This window comes from Mesorhizobium sp. BHscii, assembly GCF_053848065.1.
Map to the genome: position 1 here is coordinate 96,806 of NZ_JBSPKW010000007.1, position 23,703 is coordinate 120,508.

22 protein-coding genes are annotated in these 23,703 nt (G+C 63.6%); 7 read left to right on the plus strand and 15 right to left on the minus strand.

The genetic code is table 11. From position 1 onward, the window contains the following. Positions 1-30 precede the first annotated feature (30 nt). Positions 31-894, minus strand: coding sequence for an FAD binding domain-containing protein (locus ACWTU7_RS12590; protein WP_455838770.1), 864 nt, complete (start codon positions 892-894; stop codon positions 31-33). 305 nt (positions 895-1,199) lie between these two features. On the opposite strand from ACWTU7_RS12590, the gene pncA reads away from it, so the two are divergent. Further along, positions 1,200-1,799, plus strand: a complete 600-nt coding sequence (pncA, locus tag ACWTU7_RS12595; RefSeq protein WP_029347234.1) for a bifunctional nicotinamidase/pyrazinamidase — start codon at positions 1,200-1,202, stop codon at positions 1,797-1,799. Between the two features lie 41 nt (positions 1,800-1,840). Then, positions 1,841-3,271, plus strand: a complete 1,431-nt coding sequence (locus ACWTU7_RS12600; protein ID WP_455838771.1) for a sodium:proton antiporter — start codon at positions 1,841-1,843, stop codon at positions 3,269-3,271. Here ACWTU7_RS12600 and ACWTU7_RS12605 read toward each other — a convergent pair whose 3' ends face one another. The 8 genes from ACWTU7_RS12605 to gcvA all read right to left on the minus strand — a co-directional run bounded on the left by ACWTU7_RS12605 (position 3,272) and on the right by gcvA (position 12,103). Further along, on the minus strand, positions 3,272-3,991 hold the full coding sequence (locus ACWTU7_RS12605) for an ABC transporter ATP-binding protein (RefSeq protein ID WP_287113751.1): 720 nt from the start codon (positions 3,989-3,991) through the stop codon (positions 3,272-3,274). Continuing rightward, positions 3,988-4,713, minus strand: a complete 726-nt coding sequence (locus ACWTU7_RS12610) for an ABC transporter ATP-binding protein (protein ID WP_127209273.1) — start codon at positions 4,711-4,713, stop codon at positions 3,988-3,990. The genes ACWTU7_RS12605 and ACWTU7_RS12610 overlap by 4 nt, the downstream gene beginning before the upstream one ends. Continuing rightward, positions 4,710-5,672: a branched-chain amino acid ABC transporter permease gene (locus ACWTU7_RS12615; protein ID WP_455838772.1), complete on the minus strand. Its 963-nt coding sequence runs from the start codon at positions 5,670-5,672 to the stop codon at positions 4,710-4,712. Before ACWTU7_RS12615 ends, ACWTU7_RS12610 begins: the two co-directional genes overlap by 4 nt. Continuing rightward, positions 5,669-6,550: a branched-chain amino acid ABC transporter permease gene (locus ACWTU7_RS12620; protein ID WP_029347224.1), complete on the minus strand. Its 882-nt coding sequence runs from the start codon at positions 6,548-6,550 to the stop codon at positions 5,669-5,671. The genes ACWTU7_RS12615 and ACWTU7_RS12620 overlap by 4 nt, the downstream gene beginning before the upstream one ends. Before the next feature lie 100 nt (positions 6,551-6,650). Further along, positions 6,651-7,955: an ABC transporter substrate-binding protein gene (locus tag ACWTU7_RS12625; RefSeq protein ID WP_029347223.1), complete on the minus strand. Its 1,305-nt coding sequence runs from the start codon at positions 7,953-7,955 to the stop codon at positions 6,651-6,653. 165 nt (positions 7,956-8,120) lie between these two features. Then, on the minus strand, positions 8,121-9,560 hold the full coding sequence (locus ACWTU7_RS12630; protein ID WP_455838773.1) for a hypothetical protein: 1,440 nt from the start codon (positions 9,558-9,560) through the stop codon (positions 8,121-8,123). A 24-nt stretch (positions 9,561-9,584) separates the two neighbouring features. Beyond that, complete coding sequence (pncB, locus tag ACWTU7_RS12635; protein WP_287337273.1) at positions 9,585-10,889, minus strand: nicotinate phosphoribosyltransferase; 1,305 nt, start codon at positions 10,887-10,889, stop codon at positions 9,585-9,587. A 239-nt stretch (positions 10,890-11,128) separates the two neighbouring features. Then, positions 11,129-12,103 (minus strand): transcriptional regulator GcvA, encoded by a 975-nt coding sequence (gcvA, locus tag ACWTU7_RS12640; protein ID WP_455838774.1) that lies wholly within the window; start codon positions 12,101-12,103, stop codon positions 11,129-11,131. 232 nt (positions 12,104-12,335) lie between these two features. Here gcvA and speB point away from each other — a divergent pair, with 232 nt between their 5' ends. The 4 genes from speB to ACWTU7_RS12660 all read left to right on the plus strand — a co-directional run bounded on the left by speB (position 12,336) and on the right by ACWTU7_RS12660 (position 15,758). Further along, positions 12,336-13,397, plus strand: a complete 1,062-nt coding sequence (speB, locus tag ACWTU7_RS12645) for an agmatinase (protein WP_065011701.1) — start codon at positions 12,336-12,338, stop codon at positions 13,395-13,397. Between the two features lie 149 nt (positions 13,398-13,546). Then, positions 13,547-14,350, plus strand: a complete 804-nt coding sequence (locus ACWTU7_RS12650; protein WP_455838775.1) for a transporter substrate-binding domain-containing protein — start codon at positions 13,547-13,549, stop codon at positions 14,348-14,350. A 98-nt stretch (positions 14,351-14,448) separates the two neighbouring features. Further along, positions 14,449-15,117, plus strand: coding sequence for an amino acid ABC transporter permease (locus ACWTU7_RS12655; protein ID WP_029347214.1), 669 nt, complete (start codon positions 14,449-14,451; stop codon positions 15,115-15,117). Then, positions 15,114-15,758, plus strand: a complete 645-nt coding sequence (locus tag ACWTU7_RS12660) for an amino acid ABC transporter permease (protein WP_455838776.1) — start codon at positions 15,114-15,116, stop codon at positions 15,756-15,758. The genes ACWTU7_RS12655 and ACWTU7_RS12660 overlap by 4 nt, the downstream gene beginning before the upstream one ends. Positions 15,759-15,788: 30 nt before the next feature. On the opposite strand, the gene ACWTU7_RS12665 is transcribed toward ACWTU7_RS12660, so the two are convergent. Then, positions 15,789-17,192, minus strand: coding sequence for an MATE family efflux transporter (locus ACWTU7_RS12665; protein ID WP_095517539.1), 1,404 nt, complete (start codon positions 17,190-17,192; stop codon positions 15,789-15,791). 274 nt (positions 17,193-17,466) lie between these two features. Here ACWTU7_RS12665 and ACWTU7_RS12670 point away from each other — a divergent pair, with 274 nt between their 5' ends. Further along, positions 17,467-18,045: a histidine phosphatase family protein gene (locus ACWTU7_RS12670; RefSeq protein ID WP_127207927.1), complete on the plus strand. Its 579-nt coding sequence runs from the start codon at positions 17,467-17,469 to the stop codon at positions 18,043-18,045. 26 nt (positions 18,046-18,071) lie between these two features. Here ACWTU7_RS12670 and ACWTU7_RS12675 read toward each other — a convergent pair whose 3' ends face one another. The 5 genes from ACWTU7_RS12675 to ACWTU7_RS12695 all read right to left on the minus strand — a co-directional run bounded on the left by ACWTU7_RS12675 (position 18,072) and on the right by ACWTU7_RS12695 (position 23,676). Then, positions 18,072-19,658, minus strand: a complete 1,587-nt coding sequence (locus ACWTU7_RS12675) for an FGGY-family carbohydrate kinase (protein WP_455838777.1) — start codon at positions 19,656-19,658, stop codon at positions 18,072-18,074. Next, complete coding sequence (locus ACWTU7_RS12680; protein WP_029347206.1) at positions 19,655-20,338, minus strand: HAD family hydrolase; 684 nt, start codon at positions 20,336-20,338, stop codon at positions 19,655-19,657. The genes ACWTU7_RS12675 and ACWTU7_RS12680 overlap by 4 nt, the downstream gene beginning before the upstream one ends. A gap of 16 nt (positions 20,339-20,354) precedes the next feature. Further along, on the minus strand, positions 20,355-21,833 hold the full coding sequence (locus tag ACWTU7_RS12685) for a mannitol dehydrogenase family protein (RefSeq protein ID WP_455838778.1): 1,479 nt from the start codon (positions 21,831-21,833) through the stop codon (positions 20,355-20,357). Positions 21,834-21,904: 71 nt separating this feature from the next. After that, entirely contained in the window at positions 21,905-22,675 is a 771-nt protein-coding gene (locus ACWTU7_RS12690; RefSeq protein ID WP_455838779.1) for an L-iditol 2-dehydrogenase, read from the minus strand. Beyond that, the gene (locus ACWTU7_RS12695; protein ID WP_455838780.1) at positions 22,672-23,676 is read right to left on the minus strand and encodes an ABC transporter ATP-binding protein; all 1,005 of its coding nucleotides are present in this window, start codon (positions 23,674-23,676) and stop codon (positions 22,672-22,674) included. The genes ACWTU7_RS12690 and ACWTU7_RS12695 overlap by 4 nt, the downstream gene beginning before the upstream one ends. Positions 23,677-23,703: the final 27 nt, after the last annotated feature.

Genomic DNA, 23,703 nt, shown 5'->3' on the forward strand with positions numbered 1-23,703 from the left:
GCGCTTCGGTCATGTCAGGTTGAGCTTGGTTCATGCCGCCGCCACCCTTGCCGTAGGCATATGGCCCGCGGCATCTAGTACGGCGCGGACGACGATCTCACGCGCAGCGTCCAGCCGGTATTCGGCGCTGCCGCGGACATCGCCGATCGGCGACAGCTCGTCCATCGGTGCGGACTGGATCGCGGTGGCGAGAGCGTGGTCGACCGGGAGCCCCCGCAAGGCTGCTTCGACGCCCAAGAGACGCTTGGCGACAACGGAGCAGGAGCCGACGGCGACGGCAGCATTGCCGACGATGCCGCCCTCAACGGTTAGGCGGGCGGCCGCCATGGCTATGGAAATGACGAGATAGCGACGCGCGCCGAGTTTTACGAAAGCCGACGCCCCGGTGGCCGCGTTTTTCGGCACGCGGATGGCGGTGACCATTTCGCCTGGCTGCAGTTCCGTGCGGCGGTTTCCCAGGATGAACTTTTGCAGCGGCAGATGGCGGACCATCGCCGTCGAGCGCAGTTCGACCTCGGCGTCGAGAATGAGCAGAGCCGGCACGCCATCTGCGGCCGGGGAGGCATTGCAGAGATTGCCGGCGATGGAGGCGACGTTCTGGATCTGCACGGACCCGACTTCACGCGCCGCCTGCTTCAGCGCATCGAAAGCCGCCGGCAGCGGATGACGGACAAGATCAGTCCACGTCGTGCGCGCACCGATGACCCAATGGTCCTCGGTTTCGGCGATACCACGCAGCGCCGCCAGACCGTTGATGTCGAGGACATTCTCGCGGAAAGGCTTGGCCCCTTGTGCCGGGTAGAAATCGGTGCCGCCGGCAAGGATGCGCCACGAAACCTCGCCAAGCAAAGCGAGAGCCTCGTCGACGGTGGTGGGTTTCGCGTAACGGATCACGCTTTGCCTTCCCAGAAATAGGGATCCTTCCGGCACTCGGGCCGGTCAAATTCATTCGTATGCAAATGATATCAAGCCGGCAAGATTTGTCAAAGCCAGAGTTTGGGGCCGCTCTCCGCCTCGGCGCGGCGGCACGCATTTTGTTATACCGTTGGAGGTTGACGCAGCCGGCCATCTGGTCGAGTTTCTCCATCCGGTCGCGTCAGCGGCATTTTTCGGTGGGGATTGGCTTCGAACACCGGATGCCACGTTTCGGCAGACTTCCGGTTCGGGTCATGCCTCCGGACAAACAAGAGGGAGGCTCCATGGCCGACGAAGCGCTTGTCATCATCGACCTGCAGAACGATTTCTGCCCCGGCGGCGCGCTGGCGGTGGCCGGCGGCGACGAGATCGTGCCGCTGGTCAACGACCTGATCCGGCGGACCGAACATGTCGTGCTGACGCAGGACTGGCATCCCGCCGGCCATTCGAGCTTTGCCTCCAGTCATCCCGGCAAGAAGCCGTTCGAGACGATCGAGATGCCTTACGGCCAGCAGACGCTGTGGCCGGACCACTGCATCCAGGGCAGCCTAGGCTCGGACTTTCACTCCGGCCTCGCCTGGACCAAGGCCGAACTGGTCATCCGCAAGGGCTTCCGGCCGGCGATCGACAGCTATTCGGCCTTCTTCGAGAACGACCATACGACGCCGACTGGTCTTGCCGGCCATCTTAGGGAGCGCGGCATCGACACGCTGACCCTGGTTGGTCTCGCGACCGATTTCTGTGTCGCCTTTTCGGCACTCGATGCGGTCAAGCAGGGCTTCCACACAACAGTGCGGCTCGACGCCTGCCGCGGCATCAATCTCAACGGGTCCGTCGAGACGATGCTGAATCGGATGCGCGATGCCGGCGTGACGCTGGCTTGAACATCACCAATCGCATCCGACACAATTCCAGAGGGGGCTTTATGCGGTTTGCGGCGGCTTTGACGGCGGGCGCAGTGGTGGCAGTCGCAACCCTGTTTCCGGGAATAGCGCTCGCAGCCGAGGCCCACAAGTTGCCGGGCCAAACAATGTCGCTGTGGTGGGCGCTGCCCTTTGCCGGCCTGCTTCTGTCGATCGCCACCGGACCATTGCTCTTCCACCATGTCTGGGAGCATCACTACGGCAAGATCACCTTCTTCTGGGCGGCGCTCGCGGTCGTGCCGCTGGCGGTGGCGTTCGGCATGCCTTCGGCCACAGAGGCGGTATTGCACGCACTGCTTACCGAATACATGTCGTTCATCATTCTTCTGTTTGCGCTGTTCACCATTTCAGGCGGCATCCTCGTCGCCGGCAACATCCATGGCACGCCGCTGGTGAATGCCGGATTGCTGCTGATCGGGGCGCTGCTCGCCTCAGTCATCGGCACGACCGGCGCCTCGATGATCCTGATCCGGCCGATCCTGCGCGCCAATGACAACCGGGCGTTCAATGCCCATGTCGTCATCTTCTTCATTTTCCTGGTGTCCAACATCGGCGGGTCGCTGACGCCGCTCGGGGACCCGCCGCTGTTCGTCGGCTTTCTGCGCGGCGTCGATTTCTTCTGGACCACCACCAACCTCTATCAGGAGACACTGTTCGTCGGCGGCCTGGTGCTGGCCGTCTTCCTGGCCATGGACATCATCCTGCATCGCCGCGAGGCCGGCGCGCCGAAGATCAAGGATCCGACGCCGGACACGAAGGTGCGCATCCGCGGCTTGCCCAACGTCCCGCTGCTGGCCGGGGTGATCGGCGCGATCCTGCTTTCCGCGACCTGGAAGCCGGGCGTAGCTTTCTCCGTCCACGGCGTGAGCCTTGAATTGCAGAACCTCGTGCGCGACGCCGTCATCCTGGCGCTTGCCTTCCTTTCGCTTGGCGTCTCGCCCAAGAGCCACAGGCAGGCGAACAACTTCCACTGGGAGCCGATCGCCGAAGTGGCTAAACTATTTGCCGGCATCTTCATCTGCATCGTGCCGGTCATCGCCATTCTCAGGGCCGGCCCCGACGGCGCGCTGGCACCGCTGGTCTCGCTTGTCAGCTCGCCGACGGGCGAGCCAAACGACCTCGCTTATTTCTGGATGACCGGAGCGCTGTCATCCTTCCTCGACAATGCGCCGACCTATCTGGTGTTCTTTGAGCTCGCCGGCGGCGATCCACAGCATCTGATGACCACCTTCGCCTCCACGCTGGCGGCGATCTCGGCCGGCGCGGTGTTCATGGGCGCCAACACCTATATCGGCAATGCGCCGAACTTCATGGTCTACGCGATTGCCAGACATCGCGGCGTCAAGATGCCGGGCTTCTTCGGCTACATGGCATGGTCGGGCGCGGTGCTGATCCCGATATTCCTGATCGCGGGTTTTCTGTTCTTTGGCTGATCAACCCACGCCGACATAGCGGCGGACCGCCGACGGATCGGCGCGGAGCTCCTCGACATCGACGGTCTCGCGGTTGCGACCGTTCTCAATGAACGAGACCCGGTCAGCGACGGATAGCACGGCATCGACCCGCTGCTCGACCAGGATCGTCGAGACGCCAAGATTGCGCAGCTTCGACACCGTCTCACGGATCCTGGCGATCATCGACGGCATCAGCCCTTCGGTCGGCTCGTCGAGTAGAAGCACCTGCGGTTCGAGACACAGGGCCCGCGCCATAGCCAGCATCTGCTGCTCGCCGCCCGACAGCGTGCCGGAGCGTTGTCTGAGCCGCTGACGCAGCAGCGGAAAAAGGTCGAGCACGTTTTCGCGCGTCGTCTTGCCCTTGCCGCGGGCCATCAGGCCGATCTCGATGTTTTCAGCCACCGTCATCTCGGCGAACAGCCGCCGGCCCTGCGGCACATAGGCGACGCCGGCCTTCGGCACGTCATGCGCCAGCAGGCCAGTCAACTCCTTGCCGTCGAGCCTGATCGAGCCGGCGCGTGAGGGAACGAGGCCCATGATCGCCTTCAGCGTCGTCGTCTTGCCGGCGCCGTTGCGGCCAAACAGGCAAAGGACCTCGCCCTTGTTCAACACGAGGTCGAGGCCGTAGAGCACCTGGACCTCGCCGTAGAAGCAGTCGAGCCCGGAGATGGTCAGTGCTTCAGACCGTGTTTCAGTCATGGGGCGGTCCCCAGGTAGGCGTCCTGCACTTCGGCATTGGCACGGACCTGCTCGGGCGTGCCTTCGGCCAGGATCTTGCCGGCGTTGAAGACGGTGATGCGGTCGGCAAGCTGCATGACCACCGGCATGTTGTGTTCGATCAGAAGCACAGTCGCGCTTGTGGCGATCTCGCGCACCAGCCCGATGAAATTGTCGATCTCGCTGTCGGCCAGCCCCTGCGTCGGCTCATCGAGAATCAGCAGGCGCGGTTTTAGCGCGAGCCCCATCGCCACTTCGAGCAGGCGCTGATGGCCATAGGACAATTGCCCGGCCGGCATGTGGGCGCGGTCGGCAAGGCCGGTGCGCTCCAACGCCGCCATGACGCCGGCATGCACGGCACCTTTCGAGCGGCCACCGGTCAGCGTGCGCTGCACTGGCAGTGCGACGTTGTCGTAAGCGGTGAGGTTGGCAAAGACGCTGGTGATCTGGAAGGTGTAGGCAATGCCAAGGCGGACCCTGGCGTAGGCCGGCAGGCTGGTGATGTCGGCGCCGTCGAAGACGATCATGCCCGAGGACGGCTGGATGCGGCCGCTGACCAGGCTGACGAAGGTGGTCTTGCCGGCGCCATTGGGGCCGATGACGGCGCGAATCTCGCCCGGCATGAGGGCGAATTCGACACCGTCGACGGCGCGCAGGCCGCCGAAATTGCGGGACAGGCCCTTGGTCGTCAGCAGCGGCATCATGGGAGCCATCCAAGCCAGCGCTGGCGGACGGTGCCGAGAATGCCCCTGGGGAAGAACAGCACCAGCAGGATGAGGGCGATGCCGACGATCAGCAGATAGGCCGAGGTGTAGCCGCTGGTGATGTCGACGACATAGTACATGAACAGCGTGCCGATCAGCGGACCGAGCGTGGTCGCAGCACCGCCGAGCAGCACCCAGAGCAGCGGTAGGATGGAATATTGCACCGAGGCGAAGGTCGAGCCGACATAACCGAACAGCAGCGCGTAGGCGGCGCCCGAAGCCGCGCAGATCGTGCCGGAGACTACGACCGCGGCGAGCTTGTTGGAAAACGTGTCGTAGCCGAGCATCTTGGTCCGCTCCTCGTTTTCGCGAATGGCGACCAGCACACGGCCATACCTGGAGCGGACGATAACGAGCGCCACCAGCAGCACGATCGAGAACAGGGCGAGCGCGCTCATGTAGCGCACGGTCGGGTCGGTGAGGCCGAGCGACGTGTCGCCCAAAACAAGCACACGCGCCGACTGCGGCACGACCAGGCCCTGATCGCCGCCGGTCCAGGCCGCGAAATAGAGGATTATGAGATAGAATACCTGCGCGAACATCATGGTGACGATCATGAAGGCAACGCCGGAAGTACGCAGCGCCAGCACCCCGATCACCAGCGCGAGAAGCGCGCCGCATGCAAGGCCGGCGGCGTAGGCGGCCGGCACGCTCCAGCCGAGATGGATGACGGCGAGGCCTGCGCCATAGAGTCCAGCCGAAAAGAACATGGCATGGCCGAGGCTGAGCAGCCCGACATAGCCGAACAGCATGTTGTAGCCGATGGCGAAAACCGCCAGCACCATGATGCGGGCGAGCAGCCCGTGGTGATATTCCGGCAGGACGAAGCTTAGGACGAAAAACAGCGCGATGACGCCCACATGCAACGCATAGGCTTTTACCGGTGAAGCCTCCTTCATCGCGATGCCGTCCCGAACAGGCCTTGCGGCCGGAACACCAGCACCATTGCAACCAGTAGCGTGGCGATGATCTTGGCCAGAGTCGGCGAGAAAAACACCGAGATGATGCCGTCCGACAAGCCGATGAGCACGGCAGCGACGACGGTGCCGCGCAGCGAGCCGAGCCCGCCGATGATGACGACGATGAAGGACAGCAGCAGCGGGTCCTGTCCCATCAGATAGTGCGCCTGGCTGATCGGCACGATCAGCACGGCGGCCACCGCCGCCAGCATGGCGCCGAGCGCGAAGACGCCGGCATAGACGCGGTCGACCGGAATGCCGAAGGCCTGCGCCGTCTCGCGGTCATATTGCGTGGCGCGCATGACGAGGCCGATTTTCGTACGCGTCAGCACGAACCACGTCGCGACCAGCAGAAGCGCCGATGCGGCGATGATCGACAGCTTGTAGCCGGAGTAGCCGAACCACGGCAAAAGGATGCGATAGCTGAAGGGCGGCTCTACCGGCCGTGCCTCCGGACCGTAGAAGGTCAGCGCCAGTTGCTGGATGATGTAGAGCATGCCGATGGTGGCGACGATGGTGGCCTCCGGATTGTAATTCAGCCGGCGCAGCACCAGCCGTTCGGAGACGAGCGCGATCAGACCGACGATCAGCGGCCCCAGCACGAGGGCGGCCAGGAAGCCGACCGCCGGATGGCCTGATATCGCCGTGGAGATAGCCCAGGCAAGCACCGCGCCGAGCATGAAGAACTCGCCATGGGCGACATTGACGACGCGCATGACGCCGAACACCAGCGACAGGCCAAGCGCCGTCAGCGCCAGCACGGCGGAGGTGACGAGGCCTTCGAGGGCGGCGAGGAGGAGGTGGGGTCCGAAGGCCATTATGCGCTGGCAGGTGCGAGAAGCACCCCCCTCTGTGGGGAGATGTCCGGCAGGACAGAGGGGGGTGGCTCGAAGCGCACTACGGCTAAAACAGCTAAGCTCACAGCGCCTGGGTCGTGTAATCCCCTTCCGGCTCATAGAGGCCGTCCTCGATCTTGGTCTTGTGGACGACGTTCAGCCGGCCGCCTTCGACCTTGGAGATGTTCTGGATGCCAAAACACTGATGGATCTTGCCGTTGAAGGTCTTCGGTCCTTGCGGATGCTCGGGGCCCTCGGCGAACTCCGTCAAGGCCTCGGTCGCCTCGACCAGCTTGGCGCGGTCTTCCGGACCCTTGTAGCCGGCATCCTCCATCGCCTTCTTGACGACATAGAGCGTTTCCCAGCAGCCGAACATGTGCGCGGCGGTGGAGACATCCTTCGGATCGCCGACGGCAGCGCCATTGTCGTCGATGCCCACGGCGGCGCGATAGGCCTTCTGCGCGGCGGAATCATTGGGCTGCGCGTAGCGCGGCGAGCCTTCCCAGAAATGGCTGCCGTCGAGGAATTCGAGGCCGGGGCTGTTGATGTCGGTGGCTTCGAGCGAATCGATGAAGCCGAACAACTGCGGCCGGTTGGAGCCATAGAACTCGCCGAGTTCCTTGACGAAGGTGAGCACCGCCGGACCGACCATGACGTGGTAGATCACCTCGGTCTCGGCTGGGATCTGCGGGAAGTATTTGGTGAAGGACGATTCCGTCGGCGGGATGGCGATCTGGGCAATGACTTCGGCGCCTTGCGCCTTCAGCGCCGGCGGAAGATAGTCGCGATGGTCGTAGCCGAAGGCGAAATCTGGGAATATCTGCGTCACCTTCTTGCCGGCATTCGCCGCGATCCAGGGCGCCATCGCCTGGATCTGGCTCTTCACGTCGGTGATGCCGGGCTGGAAGACGTAGCGGTTGAGCTTGGTCGAGGCGACGTGGTGGCCTTCGCTGACGACGAAATAGGGCATCTTGGCCTCGCCGGCAGCCGGCGCCGAGCCGATGACGACATGCGAAAACAGCGTGCCGTAGACGATGTCGGTCTTGTGCTGGGTGGCGAATTTGCCGACCACTTCGGCGCCGCGGCCGGGATCGGTGCCGTCATCCTCGATGATCACCTCGACCGGCCGGCCGTTGATGCCGCCGGCTTCATTGATCGCCTTGACCGCGGCGGCGGTGGTCCTCTCGTACCAGCGACCATAGGCGGCGCCGATGCCGGTGCGGTGGGACTGGAAGCCGATCTTTATCGGCGCCGAGCTCTGCGCCTGGCTATAACGCACGAACCCAGGCGCGACGGCAAGGCCGGCGCCTGCGGCCAACCCCTTTAGCGCCGTGCGGCGGGTGAGACCGGTTTTGGAGAGATCTAAAAACCCATTCTTGTCAGTCACGGCAGTTCCCCTTGTTTTTGAGTTTTGACCAATGGCTGTAGCGAAGCGGGCCACTCTGGTAAGAGCGCCGAAATTGCATGTGTACAAACTAAATCATCAAAGCCCTGGTGTGGCAAGCGGGCTTTCCCCAACGTTCAATCGACGCCATCGAGCCGGGCTTTTGTCTCATCCGACTGAAGGCGTGGCAAGTAACCACAGGCCGAAGACCGTATAGGCGATCATCAGCACGGTGAGCGGAAACTGGCTGAGCGCGGCGCGAGCGGGAACCGGGTGCAATCGCCAGGCGAGGCCATGGGCAACGAGCACGGCGAGCATGTGGCCGGCGATGATGACGCCGGCCTGGAGATTCCACAGCCACCATGCCGAGCCGGCGCCAGCCGCCACGCCGGCTTCGATCTGCATGCCGGCGGTGCCGAGCAGGTTCCAGCCCAGCGCAAACGGGTCGGAAAGAGCGGCGATGGCGTATTGGCCATCGACCAGCAGCGCCGTCAGGTAATGCGCGACATGGTAGGCGAGCGCGATCGGCACGATCGACCAGACCAGCAGCCCTGCGGCCTGACTGAGGGAATGCGGGCTGCCGGCAAGACGCTGGCCAAGGACAATGGCAAGGATGAACGCGGCTGCAAGCAAGACGAACGTCAGCACGAGCCCGAAGGTGCCGATGCCGATCACCGCCGTGCGGCCCGGAAACTCCAGCGGATTGAGGCCGAACAGGCCGAGCCAAAAGAAGGTTTTCGACAGGCCATCGAAGGAGACCGACGACAGCGCAAGCAGCAGGAAAGCAATGCCGCTGAGCGACAGCGGCGCGGCATCGCTGAGCGTGGCGCCCGGCCAGCACAGACTGAGCCGACCGCCTTCACTGCGCTCGACTTCATTGCGCTCAAGGAGGGCGAATCGTGCAATCATGGCGAAGAAGACGGCCAGGAACTCGCCTCGCCGGCTCCAGTCGCGGTAGCCGAACACCAGCATGGCGGCAAAACTCAGCAGCCAATAGAAACCGGCGGCCCAGGCGAGCCGCGCCGGATCGTCGGGCGCCGGGTCGATCAGCTCGAACCAGGCGAAGCCGAAGAACAGCACGACGGCCGGCCAGCAGCCAAGCCACGGAGGCGGGCGCCACGTCTGCCGCTTGCCGAACAGGCGGGAAATGACACGCCAAGGCCCGTACCATGGGTTCAGCCATGACCAGAGATTGCCGAGCAGCCCCTGCAGCAAAACCAGCCCAACCCAGAGCAGCGTCCAGATGGCCAGCGGCAGCGGGTTGGAAAGCGGATCGCGGCTGCCGAACAAGCCGGCCGCAATCAGAATTGCAAAGCCGGCAAAGGATATCAGGCTGACGATTGCCCGTGCGCCGTTGCCGAATGCGAAAAGCGGCAGACGCCGCCGCCAGAAGCGGGCGGGAAAGTCTGACGGCAGCAGCGCGAGGACGAAAAAGCTGGCGGCAACGGCAAGCGCGCCGCCGGCGACGTAGTAGCCCGTCGGCAGAAGCAGGACGTGGCCGCGATCGGAGGCATGGGCAAAGGCGGGGGTGGGCGCGAGGAGGATCAATGAAGCCGCAAAGGGTATTGCTATTGCCAACCGGCAGCGCACTACGGCGAAGGAACTCATGCTATCCAAGAGTTCCCTCGCCCCTCACACCTTGACCAGCTGCTCCACGCGGTCTTTCTCGCCAAATATACGCAAATAGCGTTCGATCTCTTTCTCGTCGCCGGTGGCCTTGGCTGGATTATCGGAGAGCTTGACCGCCGGGCGGCCATTGGCCTCGGTGACCTTGCAGACCAGCGAGATGGCGTCGAGCCGGTTGGTGTTGGTCGGCGCGCAACCTTCGAAATCATTGGTCAGGTTGGTGCCCCAGCCGAAGGACATGCGCACCTTGCCGCGGAAGTGGCGGTAGGTTTCCTCGATGGTCTCGACCTCGAGCCCGTCGGAGAAGATGAGCAGCTTTTGCCTGGGGTCCTTGCCCTTTTCACGCCACCAGGAAAGGATCTTCTCGCCGCCCTCGATCGGCGGCGCGCTGTCGGGCCGAAAGCCGGTCCAGTCGGCGACCCAGTCCGGCGCATCGCGCAGAAACGAAGCGGTGCCGAAAGCATCGGGCAGCACGATCAGCAGATTGCCGCCATAGTAGCGCTGCCAGTCCTGCAGCACCTTGTAGGGCGACTGCTTCAACTCCTTTTCGGAATTGGCGAGGGCGGCGAGCACCATCGGCAATTCATGCGCATTGGTGCCGAGCGCCTCGAGGTCGTTATCCATGGCCAAAAGCACGTTGGAGGTGCCGGTGAAAGCCTCGCCGATGCCTTCCTTCAGCGCTTCGACGCACCAGCGCTGCCACAGGAAGGAATGGCGGCGGCGCGTGCCGAAGTCCGAAATGCGGATATCCGGCAGCGCTTTCAGCCGCTCCGTCTTGGCCCACATTTTGGCCTTGGCGCGGGCATATAGCACGTCGAGCGCGAACGGACCGAGCGCCCGCATGGCGGCGCGCGAGCGCAATTCGTTGATGATGGCGAGCGCCGGGATCTCCCACAGCGTCGTGTACATCCACGGACCGCTGAAAGTGAGCTCGTACTGGCCATCGCGCTTGGAAAGCACGTATTCCGGCAGCTGGAAATTTTCAAGCCAGGCGAGGAATTCCGGTTCGAAGATCTGCTTGCGGCCATAGAAGGTATTGCCGCCGAGCCAGATCATCTCTTTCTTGGAGAAGCGCAAGGTGCGGGCATGGTCGAGCTGATCGCGCAGTTCCGCCTCGTCGATCTCATCGGCAAGGCGAACCGAAGTGGTGCGGTTGATCAGCGAGAAGGTGGTGTCGATCTCGGGATACATGCCCCAGATCATCTGCAGCATCAGCAACTTGTAGAAATCGGTGTCGAGCAGGCTGCGGACGATCGGGTCGAGCTTCCAGGTGTGGTTGTAGACGCGCCGCGCTATATCGGTCTTGGTCATGTCTCGATGCCGCCTTCACTGCTCGCTCCTAGACCGGTTCAGTTTCTGGATAGAAACGCTGAACCGCTCTAAATTTGTTTTCACGCAATTCCGAACGGAAAACCGCTGCGCACTTTTCCTGGAATTGCTTTAGCGAAATGCCTCTTAGCATTGAATTTTTGAAAGCGCCTCCCGCTTTGCGGGCTGGCCCGACAAAAAGAAAAGCCGGCGGCAAGCATACGGCTTCGGCAATCGCGGCCTCAGGAAGCGGTCTTGGGGCCGACCACTCGCAGCGCCGGGCGCTTCCGGCGGATGCCGATGCGGCCCGCCACCGGCGCATCGGCGCGGCCGTCGGCCTGTTCTTTCTCGGCAAACAGCCAGTCGATGAACAGCTGCACGATCGGTGCCGACCTCATCTCGTTGCGACAGACGACGTAGAAATCGTCGACCGCCGGCACCGACAGGCTGAACGGCGCGACAAGCAGTCCCCGGGCGAGCAGCCCGCTTGCCGTCACAGTATCGCCAAGCGCCACGCCGTGACCATGAACGGCCGCCTCACTCGCCATGCGCGCGTCGCCGAGATGGTGCCGGCGGCCGCGCTCCAGATCGAGCGCATCGGCGGCGGCCAGCCAGGTGTGCCACTCGCGGCCGTCGTCGCCATGCAGGAAGACGTGGTCGGCGAGATCGCGCACGGTGCGGATCGGACGGTTGTTGATCAGCGTCGGGCTGACCACCGGGAACAGTTCGAGACCCGACCATTTGCGCATCCAGCAATCGGTCCAGCTGCCGTCGCCATAGTGCACGCAGACGTCGATATGTGGCGCGCGGACGTCCTTGGCGTCATTGGACGGGATCAGCGTCAGCCTGATGTCCGGATATTGCGAGGTGAAGCTGCCGAGCCGCGGGATCATCCACAGCAACAGCAGCGCCGGCACGCAGGATACCGAGAGGGCGCCGGTGCTCGCCGGCCTTGTCATGCGCTGCGTGGCGGCGGCGATGCCGTCGAAGGCGGTCGACACCGCCGGCAGCAATTCGGCCCCGTGCGGCGTCAGCTTCACCCGCTGACCGGCGCGCTCGAACAGCTTGACGCCAAGCGACTGTTCGAGCGCCTTGATCTGATGACTGATGGCGCCGTGGGTGACGTTGAGCTCAGCCGCCGCCTTGGTCAGCGAGGCATGGCGCGCCGTTGCCTCGAAGGCGCGCAGCGGATTCAGGGGAGGCAGACGCTTGGCCATCGGAGCCTCAAAGGAGCACGATCCCGAAAAGTGGAACCCGGTCTCCGGATACGACCGTGCTCCACCATGTGAGATTTTCTCACAGCAAAGACCCTAACAATATCAATTGATTTTTCAAAGCAGCTGCAAGACACTTTGGGTCGAACAGCATCAAGACGTGAAATCCGCAGGCAGCCGGCAGGACGGCGACCGTCATTTGATGGCCGCTCCGCACCAGCCATGGAGGACCGACATGGGTTATGATCGCGGCAAGCTCGAAGCGTTGCGCCGCAAATATGGCGAAAGCCATGGCGGCGAGATGTTCGACCCCAAATTCCGGCGCGTCGCCGACAAGATCTTCTCCAAGAGCGGCACGCGGCTGGCGCCCTATTCCGGCATCCCGACCTTCCTCGCCGCGCCTTACCGGGAAATTGCCGCCGACAATCCTGATTTCGGCGATCTGCAGGTGGCGATGATCGGCGTGCCGATGGACCTTGGCGTGACCAACCGGCCGGGCGCCCGCTTCGGGCCAAGGGCGCTACGCGCCATCGAGCGCATCGGCCCCTACAACCACGTGCTGGAATGCGCGCCGACACACGAGCTGAAGGTGGCCGACATCGGCGACGTGCCATTCCAGAGCCGCTACCGGCTGGAAACCAGCCATGACGACATCGAGCGTCGGACGAACCAGATCGTCGATGCCGGCGTCATCCCGCTATCGGTCGGCGGCGATCATTCGATCAGCCATCCGATCCTGAAGGCTGTCGGCAAAAAAGCGCCGGTCGGCATGATCCATATCGACGCCCACTGCGACACCAGCGGCTTGTTCGACATGACCAAGTTCCACCATGGCGGGCCGTTCCGCAACGCGGTGCTGGACGGGGTGCTGGATCCGTCGCGGACCATCCAGATCGGCATCCGCGGCTCGGCCGAGTATCTGTGGGAGTTCACCTACGAATCCGGCATGACCGTCGTGCATGCCGAAGAGGTGACCGGCCTCGGCATGCCCGCCATCATCGCGAAGGCGCGCCAGATCGTCGGCGATGGCCCGACCTATGTGTCCTTCGACATCGACAGCATCGACCCGGCATTCGCGCCCGGCACCGGCACGCCGGAAGTCGGCGGGCTGACGACGCGGGAGGTGCTTGAACTGCTGCGCGGCCTGAAGGGCCTCAACATCGTCGGCGGCGACGTCGTCGAGGTGGCGCCGCAATATGACGCGACCACCAACACGGCCCATGCCGGCGCGCAGGTGCTGTTCGAGATCCTCAGCCTGATGGTCTTCAGCCCGGCGATCTCAGGCAAGGGGGCCTGACGCATTCAGACCATGATCCCGACGGCGGACACCGGTTTGTTGCTCCGCTGACCTACAGATCATGGTCCAATCAGAAGTTCCAAGGCGAGCGCCGCGCTGGAGCCGGCGGCCGCTTTCAAAACAAACAAGCTTCCAGCAGGGGAACGACAATGGCACTTCATATGAAGTTCAAATCATCCATCGCCGGCGTGCTGATGCTCGCCGGCTTTGGTCTTGCCACCCAGGCCGCCAATGCCGACGCGGTCGACGACATCACCAAGGCCGGCGCCATCAATGTCGGCATTTTCTCGGACTTTCCGCCCTTCTCCTCGGCCAGCGCCGATATGAGCATCAAGGGCTATGACATCGACGTGGCGCAGTTCATCGCTGACCAGCTCAAGGTCAAGCTCAATTTGGTCAGCGTGACCGGCCAGAACCGCATTCCGTATCTTACCGACAAGCGCGTCGATGTCCTGATGAGCGTCGGCTACTCCAAGGAGCGTGAGCAGGTGATCGATTTCGCTGCCGCCTACGCACCCTACTATATCGCCGTGATCGGCCCGGCCGCGCTGAAGGTCGAAGGCAAGGACGACCTCGCCGACAAGTCGATCGCCGTCAACCGCGGCACGCTGGAAGATACCTCCCTTACCGAGGTAGCACCCGCCTCGGCCGACATTCGCCGTTTCGACAACTACAATTCCGTCATCCAGGCCTTCATCTCGGGCCAGACCCAGCTAATGGTCGTCGGCAACGATGTCGGCGCTCAGGTGCTCGCCCGCCAGGAGGCACTGAAGCCGGAGCAGAAATTCCAGCTTCTCACCTCGCCCTCGCATATCGGCCTCAACAAGAACGAGGACCGCCTGAAGCAGGCGGTCAACGACGCGGTCGCCAAGATGCTGGCCGACGGCAAGCTGGACGAAAGCTCGAAGGCCTGGCTCAAGACGCCGCTCAATCCCGACAACCTCAAGGATTGACCTCCAGAGCGGCTCCGGTTCTCCTGGAACCGGCACCGCTCTACCGTTTGTCTTGCCGCATTTAGCCCCAAAATGCTCAAGGGTCAGGACCTATCCTCATGGGCTATAACCTGGACTTCGGCTGGCTTGCCGGTGCCGCGGGCGCGATCACGCGCGGTGCAGGCACGACGATCCTGCTGATCGTCATCACCACCCTCGCCGGGACCCTGCTTAGCATCCTCGGCGCGGCTGGGCGGCGAAACGGCCCCGTGCTGCTCAAGCGGGCCATCGCCGTCTATGTCGAGGTGATGCGCAACACGCCGTTCCTGGTGCAGCTGTTCTTCATCTTCTTCGGGCTGCCCAGCATCGGCATAAGGCTGGATCCGCTGCTGGCCGCCATGCTGGCAATGACGCTCAACATGGCGGCGTACACGATCGAGATCGTCGGCGCCGGGCTCGACGCGGTGCCGCGCGGGCAGACGGAAGCAGCACTGGCGCTTGGGCTCAGGCCACGTCAGGTGTTCGTCAAGATCGTGCTGCCGCAGGCGCTCAAGGTGATCTATCCGGCGCTGACCAGCCAGATCATCATCATGATGCTGGAGTCCGCCGTGGTGTCGCAGATCGCGGTGCGCGAACTGACCTACGAGGCCGACATGCTGCAGGCGCGCACCTTCCGCGCATTCGAGACGTATTTCGTGGTGACGATCGTTTATCTCCTTCTGTCGATGGGGCTGCGCCGGCTGCTGGTCAGCGGCGGCCGCCGCGCTCTAGGAGCCGGCGTGTCATGATCGAATTCACCTTCTGGGATATTGTCCGAAACCTTGTGCTCGCCGCGCGCTGGACGGTGCTTCTGTCGCTGGCGGCTTTCGTCGGCGGCGGCGTGGTCGGGATGCTCGTGCTGTTCTTCCGGATCGCCAAGAATAAATGGGCGCAGCGGCTTGCATCGGGATACATCGCGCTTTTTCAGGGAACGCCGCTGCTCATGCAGCTCTTCCTGATGTTCTTCGGCCTGCCGATGCTGGGCTTGCGCATCGAACCGTGGACCGCCGCAGCGCTTGGCCTCACCTTTTTCGCCAGCGCCTATCTCGCCGAGATCTGGCGCGGCGGCGTCGATGCGCTGCCGCGCGGCCAGTGGGATGCCGGCGCCAGTCTCGGCCTCCACTATCTGCAGGAACTCCGGCTGATCATCCTGCCGCAGGCGTTCTCGATCACCCGTGCGCCGACTGTCGGTTTCCTGGTGCAGCTGATCAAGTCGACCGCGCTGACCTCGATCATCGGTTTCGAGGAACTGGTCAGGACATCCAACGCGATCAACAATGCGACCTTCGAACCCTTCACCGTCTATGGGCTGGTGGCGCTGATCTTCTTCGTTATGTGTTTTCCGCTGACGCAATATGCACGCAGGCTTGAACGCGCGGCGCCCCGCTGAGCCGCACCGGTCGACCGTCGGGATTCTGCTTCAATGCCCAAAGGAGAGCGGCGGCGCGATTCTATCGCGCCGCAGCCAGCGGGCCAGAAGCAGCGCCGCCACCACCGCCAACCCCAACGACAGCCCGATCCAGATGCCGACGCCGTCGAGCCCGGAATAGAAGGCCAGCAGCACGCCGAGCGGCAGGCCGATACCCCAATAGCCGATCGCTGCATAGATCATCGGCACCTTGGTGTCGTGCAGGCCGCGCAACATGCCGGCGGCAACCGCCTGCGCGCCGTCGAAAATCTGGAACAGCGCGGCAAAGGCCAGGAACGACACGGCAAGCCCGATCACCCTGGCATTGGCCGGTTCACCAAGATCGATGAAGGCGCTGATCAGCAGTTGCGGCCACAGGATCATCACCAGCCCCATCAGCGCCATGAACGAGACGCCGATGACAAAGGCGGTCCAGCCGGCGCGGGAAACCCCTTCCGGATTGCCGGCGCCATGGGCGAGCCCGACACGCACCGTCGCCGCCTGGTTGAGGCCGAGCGGCACCATGAAGCTGATCGAGGCGATCTGGATGGCGATGGCATGCGCTGCAAGCGAGGCAGCGTCGATCAGGCCCATGAGAAGGGCTGCCGCGTTGAAGATCGTCACCTCGAAGGCGAGCAGGCCGGCGATCGGCAGGCCGAGCCGCAGCAGGCCCTTGAAGCGCGGCCAGTCGGCCCGCCAGAAGCGCCCGAACAGCTGGTAGCGGCGAAACTTCGGCTCAAGCATCACCACCGCCGCCATGCCGACGAACATCAGCGTGCTGGACAGCGTGGTGGCGAGGCCGGAGCCGGCGATGCCCATCGAAGGAGCGCCGAGATTGCCGAACATGAACACCCAGTTGAAGAAGACATTGCAGGCGACGGCAACGAAGACGATGACCAGCGCCCAACCCGGCCGCTCCAGCGCCGAGATAAACGAGCGCAGGACGATATAGCCGTAGAAGGGCAGCACCGCCCATTCGAGCCAGCGCAGATAGATGCCGGCCTGATGTGCCAGCGCCGGTTCCTGACCCATGGCCAGCAACACGGCCTCGCCGTACCAGAGAAATATCCAGATCGGGATTGAGATGAGGATCGCCAGCCACAGGCCCTGCCGCACGGTGCGGCGCAGATCGCGCACGGAATGGCGACGGCGGCCGAGTTCCGTGGCGATCATCGGCGAGGTCGCCAGCATCAGGCCGAGCCCGAAGATCAGCGGCATGAAATAGAGGTTGGCGCCGAGCGCACCGCTGGCCAGCGTGTCCGGACCCAGCCGCCCCATCATCATGACGTCGGTGGCGGTCATCGCGGTCTGGCCGAGATTGGTGAGCACCATCGGCCAGGCGAGCGCCAGCGTCGCCCTGATTTCCTGACGCCAAAGATTTTCCGGCGCGCGAGCGCCGGCTTCGATAGCAGACATTTTTCGCCTATCCGATTGCGGCGCGTCGGCAAAAAGGCCGGAAGCCGCGTCTCAGCGCGGAAAATAGCCGTGATCGGCCCGGATTCCGCATTAACAGCCCGGCTTGTCTACGAAATGGGCAGCTATGACAAGAGGCTGACTCAGAGGAAGAGTTGAGCCAGCGCGTACGGTCTCATTCCCGCTTGTTTGGAGAGAGCGCAGAAGCCGCTATGGTTGCGTCGCTGACTGACCTGAAGAGCAGGCATGATATCAGATTCCATCGAAAGGCATGCGGATGAGCGCGTTTCCCGAAATCTATCTGGTTCGGCATGGCGAGACGGAATGGAGCGCCTCCGGAAAGCACACCGGCCTGACCGACATACCGCTGACGCCTGCCGGCGAGGAGGCCGCCGGGCGGGTCGCTGAGCGGTTGCAGGGCCTTTCGTTCCAGGCTGTCTGGTCGAGCCCGTCGCAGCGCGCCTTCAAGACTTGTACGCTGGCCGGCTTCGGTTCGGCCGGCGTGAAGAAGGCCGATCTGGCGGAATGGGATTACGGCGCTTACGAGGGGCTGACCACAAAGCAGATCCTCATCGAACGCCCCGGTTGGCGTCTGTTTCGCGACGGCTGCCCTGATGGCGAGGCGGCAGAGGACGTCGGCGCAAGGGCGGATCGGATCATCGACGAGCTGCGTGGCGTCAACGGCAATGTCCTGGTGTTTTCAAGCTCTCATTTCCTGCGGGTGCTGGCTACGCGCTGGCTCGGCCTGCCGCCGCAAAATGGAGCTCTGTTCGTGCTGGATACCGCCAGCACAAGCGTACTCGGCTATGAGCACGACATTAGCGAACCAATTATCCGGCGCTGGAACCAGAGATAGCAGACGCTTTAAAGGCTTGTTCGCGTCTATCTGATTGCGTCCAGCGCCTGCCTCTGCCGGTGCATCTCCAAAAACACACGATAGTCGCGGTCGAACCGGCCGGCGGCCGCCGAATTGGGCTCTCGCGTCTTGCCGCCTTGCTGCATGGCGACGCAGGCAGCGTTCAAATCGGGAAAAAGGCCGGCGGCGGTGGCGGCGATCATGCCGGTGCCGAGCAGCACCGCCTCGTCGGCCAGCGGCTCGACCACCGTGCAGCCGGTGGCGTCGGCATAAAGCTCCATCAGCAGCGGGTTCTTGGTGTGGCCGCCGGTGACATGCAGCGTGTCGATCAGATAGCCGTTCTCGTTCAGGGCTTCCAGCACATGGCGCACGCCTAGCGCGATGCTTACGGCGGTACGCCAATAGAGCTTGCACAAGCTGTCGAAGGAGGAATCCAGCGTCAGCCCGCTGATGACGCCAACGGCATGCGGGTCGGCGAGCGGCGAGCGGTTGCCGTGGAAATCCGGAAGCACATACAGCCTTCCGGCAAGGTTCTCGCCCTCGACGGTGCGCAGTTCGGCAACGCGCCGAGCGATCCTGGCGTGCATGGCGGCATCCGGCTCACCGCCGGCGCCGTGCCAGCGGATGATGTGATCGAGCAGCGCGCCGGTGGCCGACTGGCCGCCTTCCGACAGCCAAAGGCTGGGCAGTGCTGCGCCATAATACGGGCCCCAGACGCCGGCAAAGGGTTGCGGGTCGGGCGACATCGCCATGACGCAGCTCGAGGTGCCGGCGATCAGCGCCAGATGCCGGCCGATGTTGGTTTCATCGCCGGCAAAGCCGCCGAGCACGCCGAGCGCGCCGGCGTAGGCGTCGATGACGCCGGCGCCGACCCGGCATTTTTCGGTCAGGCCAAGCTCAGCCGCAGCTTCCGCACTCAGCCGGCCGAGATCGGCGCCCACCGGGCTGGCCTTGTCAGGCAGATTGCCATGCTCGAAGAGATCGCCGAGCCCGACCGCTTCGAAGAAGTCGTGCCGCCAGCCGGTCTCTTCATGCGCCAGATAGGTCCATTTGGCGGTTAGCGTACATTGCGAGCGGGCGAGCGAACCGGTCGCCTTCCAACTGAGAAAGTCGGCTAGGTCGAATAGATAGCCGGCTTCGTTCCATGTTCCGGGCAGGTTGCGCTTCAGCCACATCAGCTTCGGCGTCTCCATTTCGGGCGACATGACGCCGCCGATATAGTCGAGCACGGCATGGCGGCTTCCGGTGCATTCATCGGCCTCGGCAATGGCGCGGTGATCGAGCCAGACGATGGTGTCCCAGCGCCTGTCGCCCGACACCGAGACGCTGAGCTGGCCACCATCCTTGCCCCGCACCACCAGCGAGCAGGTCGCGTCGAAGGAGATGCCGAGAATGTCCTCCGCTGCCATGCCGGCTTTTTCGCGGGCGGCGCGCACGGCAATGCAGACCGCCGACCAGATATCCTGCGAATCGTGCTCGGCGTGATCGGCCTTCGGCCGGTTCATGACGATCGGGTGCTCGGCGCGGCCGAGCAAGGTGCCTCCGGTGTCGAGAATGCCCGCACGGGCGCTCCCGGTGCCGACATCGACCGCGCAAACGAAACTTTTCGTCAAGGTGTTCTTGCTCTCGCTCCCAAGCCTGCAATCAGATCGGGCAATTGCAGCATGTCAGCGAATATAAAGTCCGGTTCACTCGACGCAAGCCGCGCTTTCAGTGCCGGGTTGCCGGCGTGCGAGCCGCCGGTGAAGGCAAGGACGCGCATGCCCGCCGCCCGTGCCGCCCTCACGCCGGCGGGGCTGTCCTCGACGACGAGACAATTTTGCGGGATCGCTCCCATGTTGGCGGCTGCATGGAGAAAAAGGTCCGGCGCCGGCTTGCCCCGCGCCACCATGGCGGCGCTGAACAGATGCGGCTCAAGCAGCCCGAGCAGCCCGGTGACGTCGAGCGCATAGCGGATGCGGTCCAGCGTGCCGGAGGAAGCAACGCAGCATGGCATGGCGAGCCTCGGCAGAACCTGCCCGATCCCGGGAATCGGTTTCAGCTCCTCGCGAAATTTGCGCATCAGCTCGACGCGCATCTCGCTCAGGTGCTGGTCGGTGATATCAAGTCCGAAGTCGCGGCCGAGAATTTCGCGGACGTTTTTCATGCTCTTGCCGAGGAAATGCTCATAGGCGGCGTCCTCGCTGACACTGCCGCCGGCGAGCGTGATCATGCTAAGCAGCGCCGAAACGGACAGCCCCTCGCTGTCGACCAGCACGCCGTCGCAGTCGAAAATGACCAGGTCAGGCGTCATGGGCATTGAGCCGATCTTAGAGATTGCCGGCGAGATAGCGCGTCAGTGTCGCACGCGCACCATCGGCCCAGAGCGCCTCGAGCGCATGGGTGAAGGCATCGACAAACAACGCCGAGCGGCCAACATCGCCATAGATGTCTTCCATGGCAAGCCAGGCGGCAGGGGTATCCTTTGCCGCCCTGGCGGTCGTCTGCAGCCGGTCCCAGCTCGGATCATTGGGTTGGATGACGACGCCGCTATCTGTGGTGCCGAAGCAGTAGCGGCACCACAGCGCCGATTCCAGCGCCAGGCCGGCGACGCCCTTGCCGGCCTTCAACCGGTCGGCGATGGTCGGGATGATGAATTTCGGCTGCCGGTTGGAGCCGTCGAGGCAGAGCCTGCGGATGGTGTCGCCGATCTTCGGATTGGAGAAGCGGTGCTCAATGAGTTGATAATAGTCTTCCAGCACGGTGTCCGGCACCGGCGGCACGGTCGGGATGATCTCGTCATGCTCCAGCCTGTCGAGAAAGCCGCGCACCAGCGGCTCCTGCATTGCCTCGTGGACGAAATGGATGTCCATCAGCCCGGCCGGATAGGCGATGGTCGCATGACCGCCATTGAGGATGCGGATCTTCATCAACTCGTAGGGCGCGACATCACTGACGAACTGTACGCCGACCTTTTCCAGCGGCGGGCGGCCGTTGGTGAAACGATCCTCGAGCACCCATTGCCTGAACGGTTCGCAGAATACCGGCCAGTTGTCGTCGAGCCCGAATTCGCTCGAGAGAATGCCACGCTCGCGGTCAGTGGTGGCCGGCGTGATGCGATCGACCATGCCGTTGGGAAAGGCAACGTTATCGCTCACCCAGGTCGCCAGATTCTCGTCAATCAGCCGGGCGAGGCCGATGACGCCATCAGCGGTGACATGGCCGTTGTGAGGGATGTTGTCGCAGGACATGATTGTGAAGGGCACGATGCCGTCGTCGCGGCGGCGCATCAGCCCGGCAAGAATGATGCCGAAGACAGTTTTCGGCGTTGCTTCCGGCTGCGCATCGGCGACGATGTCGGGATGGGTCGGGTTGAACACGCCCGACGCCGGGTCGATGAAGTAGCCACCCTCGGTGATGGTCAGTGAAACGATCCTTATCGCCGGATCGGCAAGCCGTTCTATGATCGCGGCCGCGGCGCCCGGCATCAGGAAGTCGATCATGACACCGGTGACGCGGACGCTCATGTGGCCAGCATCCTGCTCGACCACGGTGGTCAGCCAGTCCTGTTCCTGCAACTTGCCGCGGCCGACCTTTTCGCCCTCGAAGACGCCGGCGCCGACAATTGCCCAGTCGTGGCCGAGGCCCGCATTGAACAGGTCGTCGAGATAGACGGCCTGATGCGAGCGATGGAAGTTGCCGACCCCGAAATGGACGATACCGGCCTTGAGCGCCGCGCGATCATATTTCGGGCCGGCGACCTCAGGCGGAAGCTTGGCGAGGATGGAAGAAGAGAGTTTCACGGTCATCTGCTTTACCCTTTAGCGGGACGGCTCTTCCCCCCGGTGGAGGAGACGGGGAGAAGAGCGCCTTCGCCCCCTCAACTCATCCACTGGCCGCCATCGACATTGTAGGTCTGGGCGACGATGTATTCGGCGTCGTCGCTGGCCAGGAACACCGCCATGCCGGTGAGGTCTTGCGCAGTGCCCATGCGGCCATAGGGCACGGCTTCGCCGACCAGCCTCTTCTTCTCGCCCTTCGGCCGGTTCTCGTATTTGGCGAACAGGGCATCGACATGGTCCCAGTGCTCGCCGTCGACGACGCCCGGCGCGATGGCGTTGACGTTGATGCGGTGCTTGATCAGGTCGAGTCCCGCCGACTGAGTGAGCGAGATAACGGCGGCCTTGGTAGCGCAATAGACGCCGACCAGCGCCTCGCCGCGGCGCCCGGCCTGGCTCGCCATGTTGATGATCTTGCCGCCCCGACCAGCCGCGATCATCGAGCGGGCGGCGGCCTGCAGCATGAACAGCGTGCCGGCGACATTGACGGAAAACAATCTGTCGTAGCTCGCCTTGGTGATCTCGACGATCGGCGCCAGGTCGAACAGAGCGGCGTTGTTGATCAGAATATCCAGCCGGTCGGCCCTTGTCTCGACCGCCTTGACCGCCGCCTCGATCGAAGCGAGGTCGGTGACGTCCAGTTTCACGGCGTAAGCGTTGCCGCCGATCTCCGAAGCGGTCTTTTCGGCGGCTTCGAGATTGATGTCGCCGATGGCGACCATGGCGCCCTCGCGGACATAGGCTTCGGCGAACGCCCTGCCGATGCCGCGCGCCGACCCGGTGATCAGCGCCGATTTACCCTTCAGCCTCATTGCATCATCGCCTTTCCATCGGCGCCGAAGCGGTGCAGCTTGGTCTTGTCCGGCGTCAGATAGATCGTGTCGCCGTGATGGGCGGCCAGTTCGCCGTCGGCGCGCACCGTCAGCGGTCCGACACCGTCGGCCTGCACGTGCAAAAACGTGTCGGAGCCGAGATGCTCGGCGACGCCGACCGTGGCTTTCCATTCGCCTGAAGTCTTCGAGATGTTCATATGCTCGGGACGGATGCCGACGGTCTTGGCGCCATGTTTGGCCGCCGGCGCGCCTTCGATCAGGTTCATCTTGGGCGAACCGATGAAGCCGGCGACGAACAGGTTCTTCGGCGTCTTGTAGAGCTCCATCGGCGAGCCGACCTGTTCGATGTTGCCGGCATTGAGCACGACGATCTTGTCGGCCATGGTCATCGCCTCGACCTGGTCGTGGGTGACGTAGATCATCGTCGTCTTGAGCTGATGATGCAGTTCGCTGATCTCCAGCCGCATGGTGCCGCGCAGTGCTGCGTCGAGGTTGGACAAAGGTTCGTCGAACAGGAAAGCCGATGGCTGCCGTACGATGGCGCGGCCGATGGCGACGCGCTGGCGCTGACCGCCGGAGAGTTGGCCGGGGCGGCGATCGAGATAGTTGGTGAGGTTCAGGATGCGCGCCGCATCCTTCACCTTCCTGTCGATAGTGGTCTGGTCCTCCCCCGCCATCTTCAGCGGGAAGGCAATGTTCTTGGCCACCGTCATGTGCGGGTAGAGCGCATAGGACTGAAACACCATGGCCAGTTTGCGCTTGGCCGGCGCCTCGCCGGTGACGTCGCGGCCATCGATGTTGATGGTGCCGGCGGTGGTGTCCTCCAGCCCGGCGATCAGCCGCAGCAGCGTGGACTTGCCGCAGCCCGACGGGCCGACGAAGACGACGAACTCGCCGTTCTCGATGACAAGGTCGATGCCCGGAATGATCACCGTCGACCCGAACGACTTGGAGACGTGCTTGAGCGTGATGTTTCCCATGGTTTCCTCCCCGAGGGGTTATTGTCC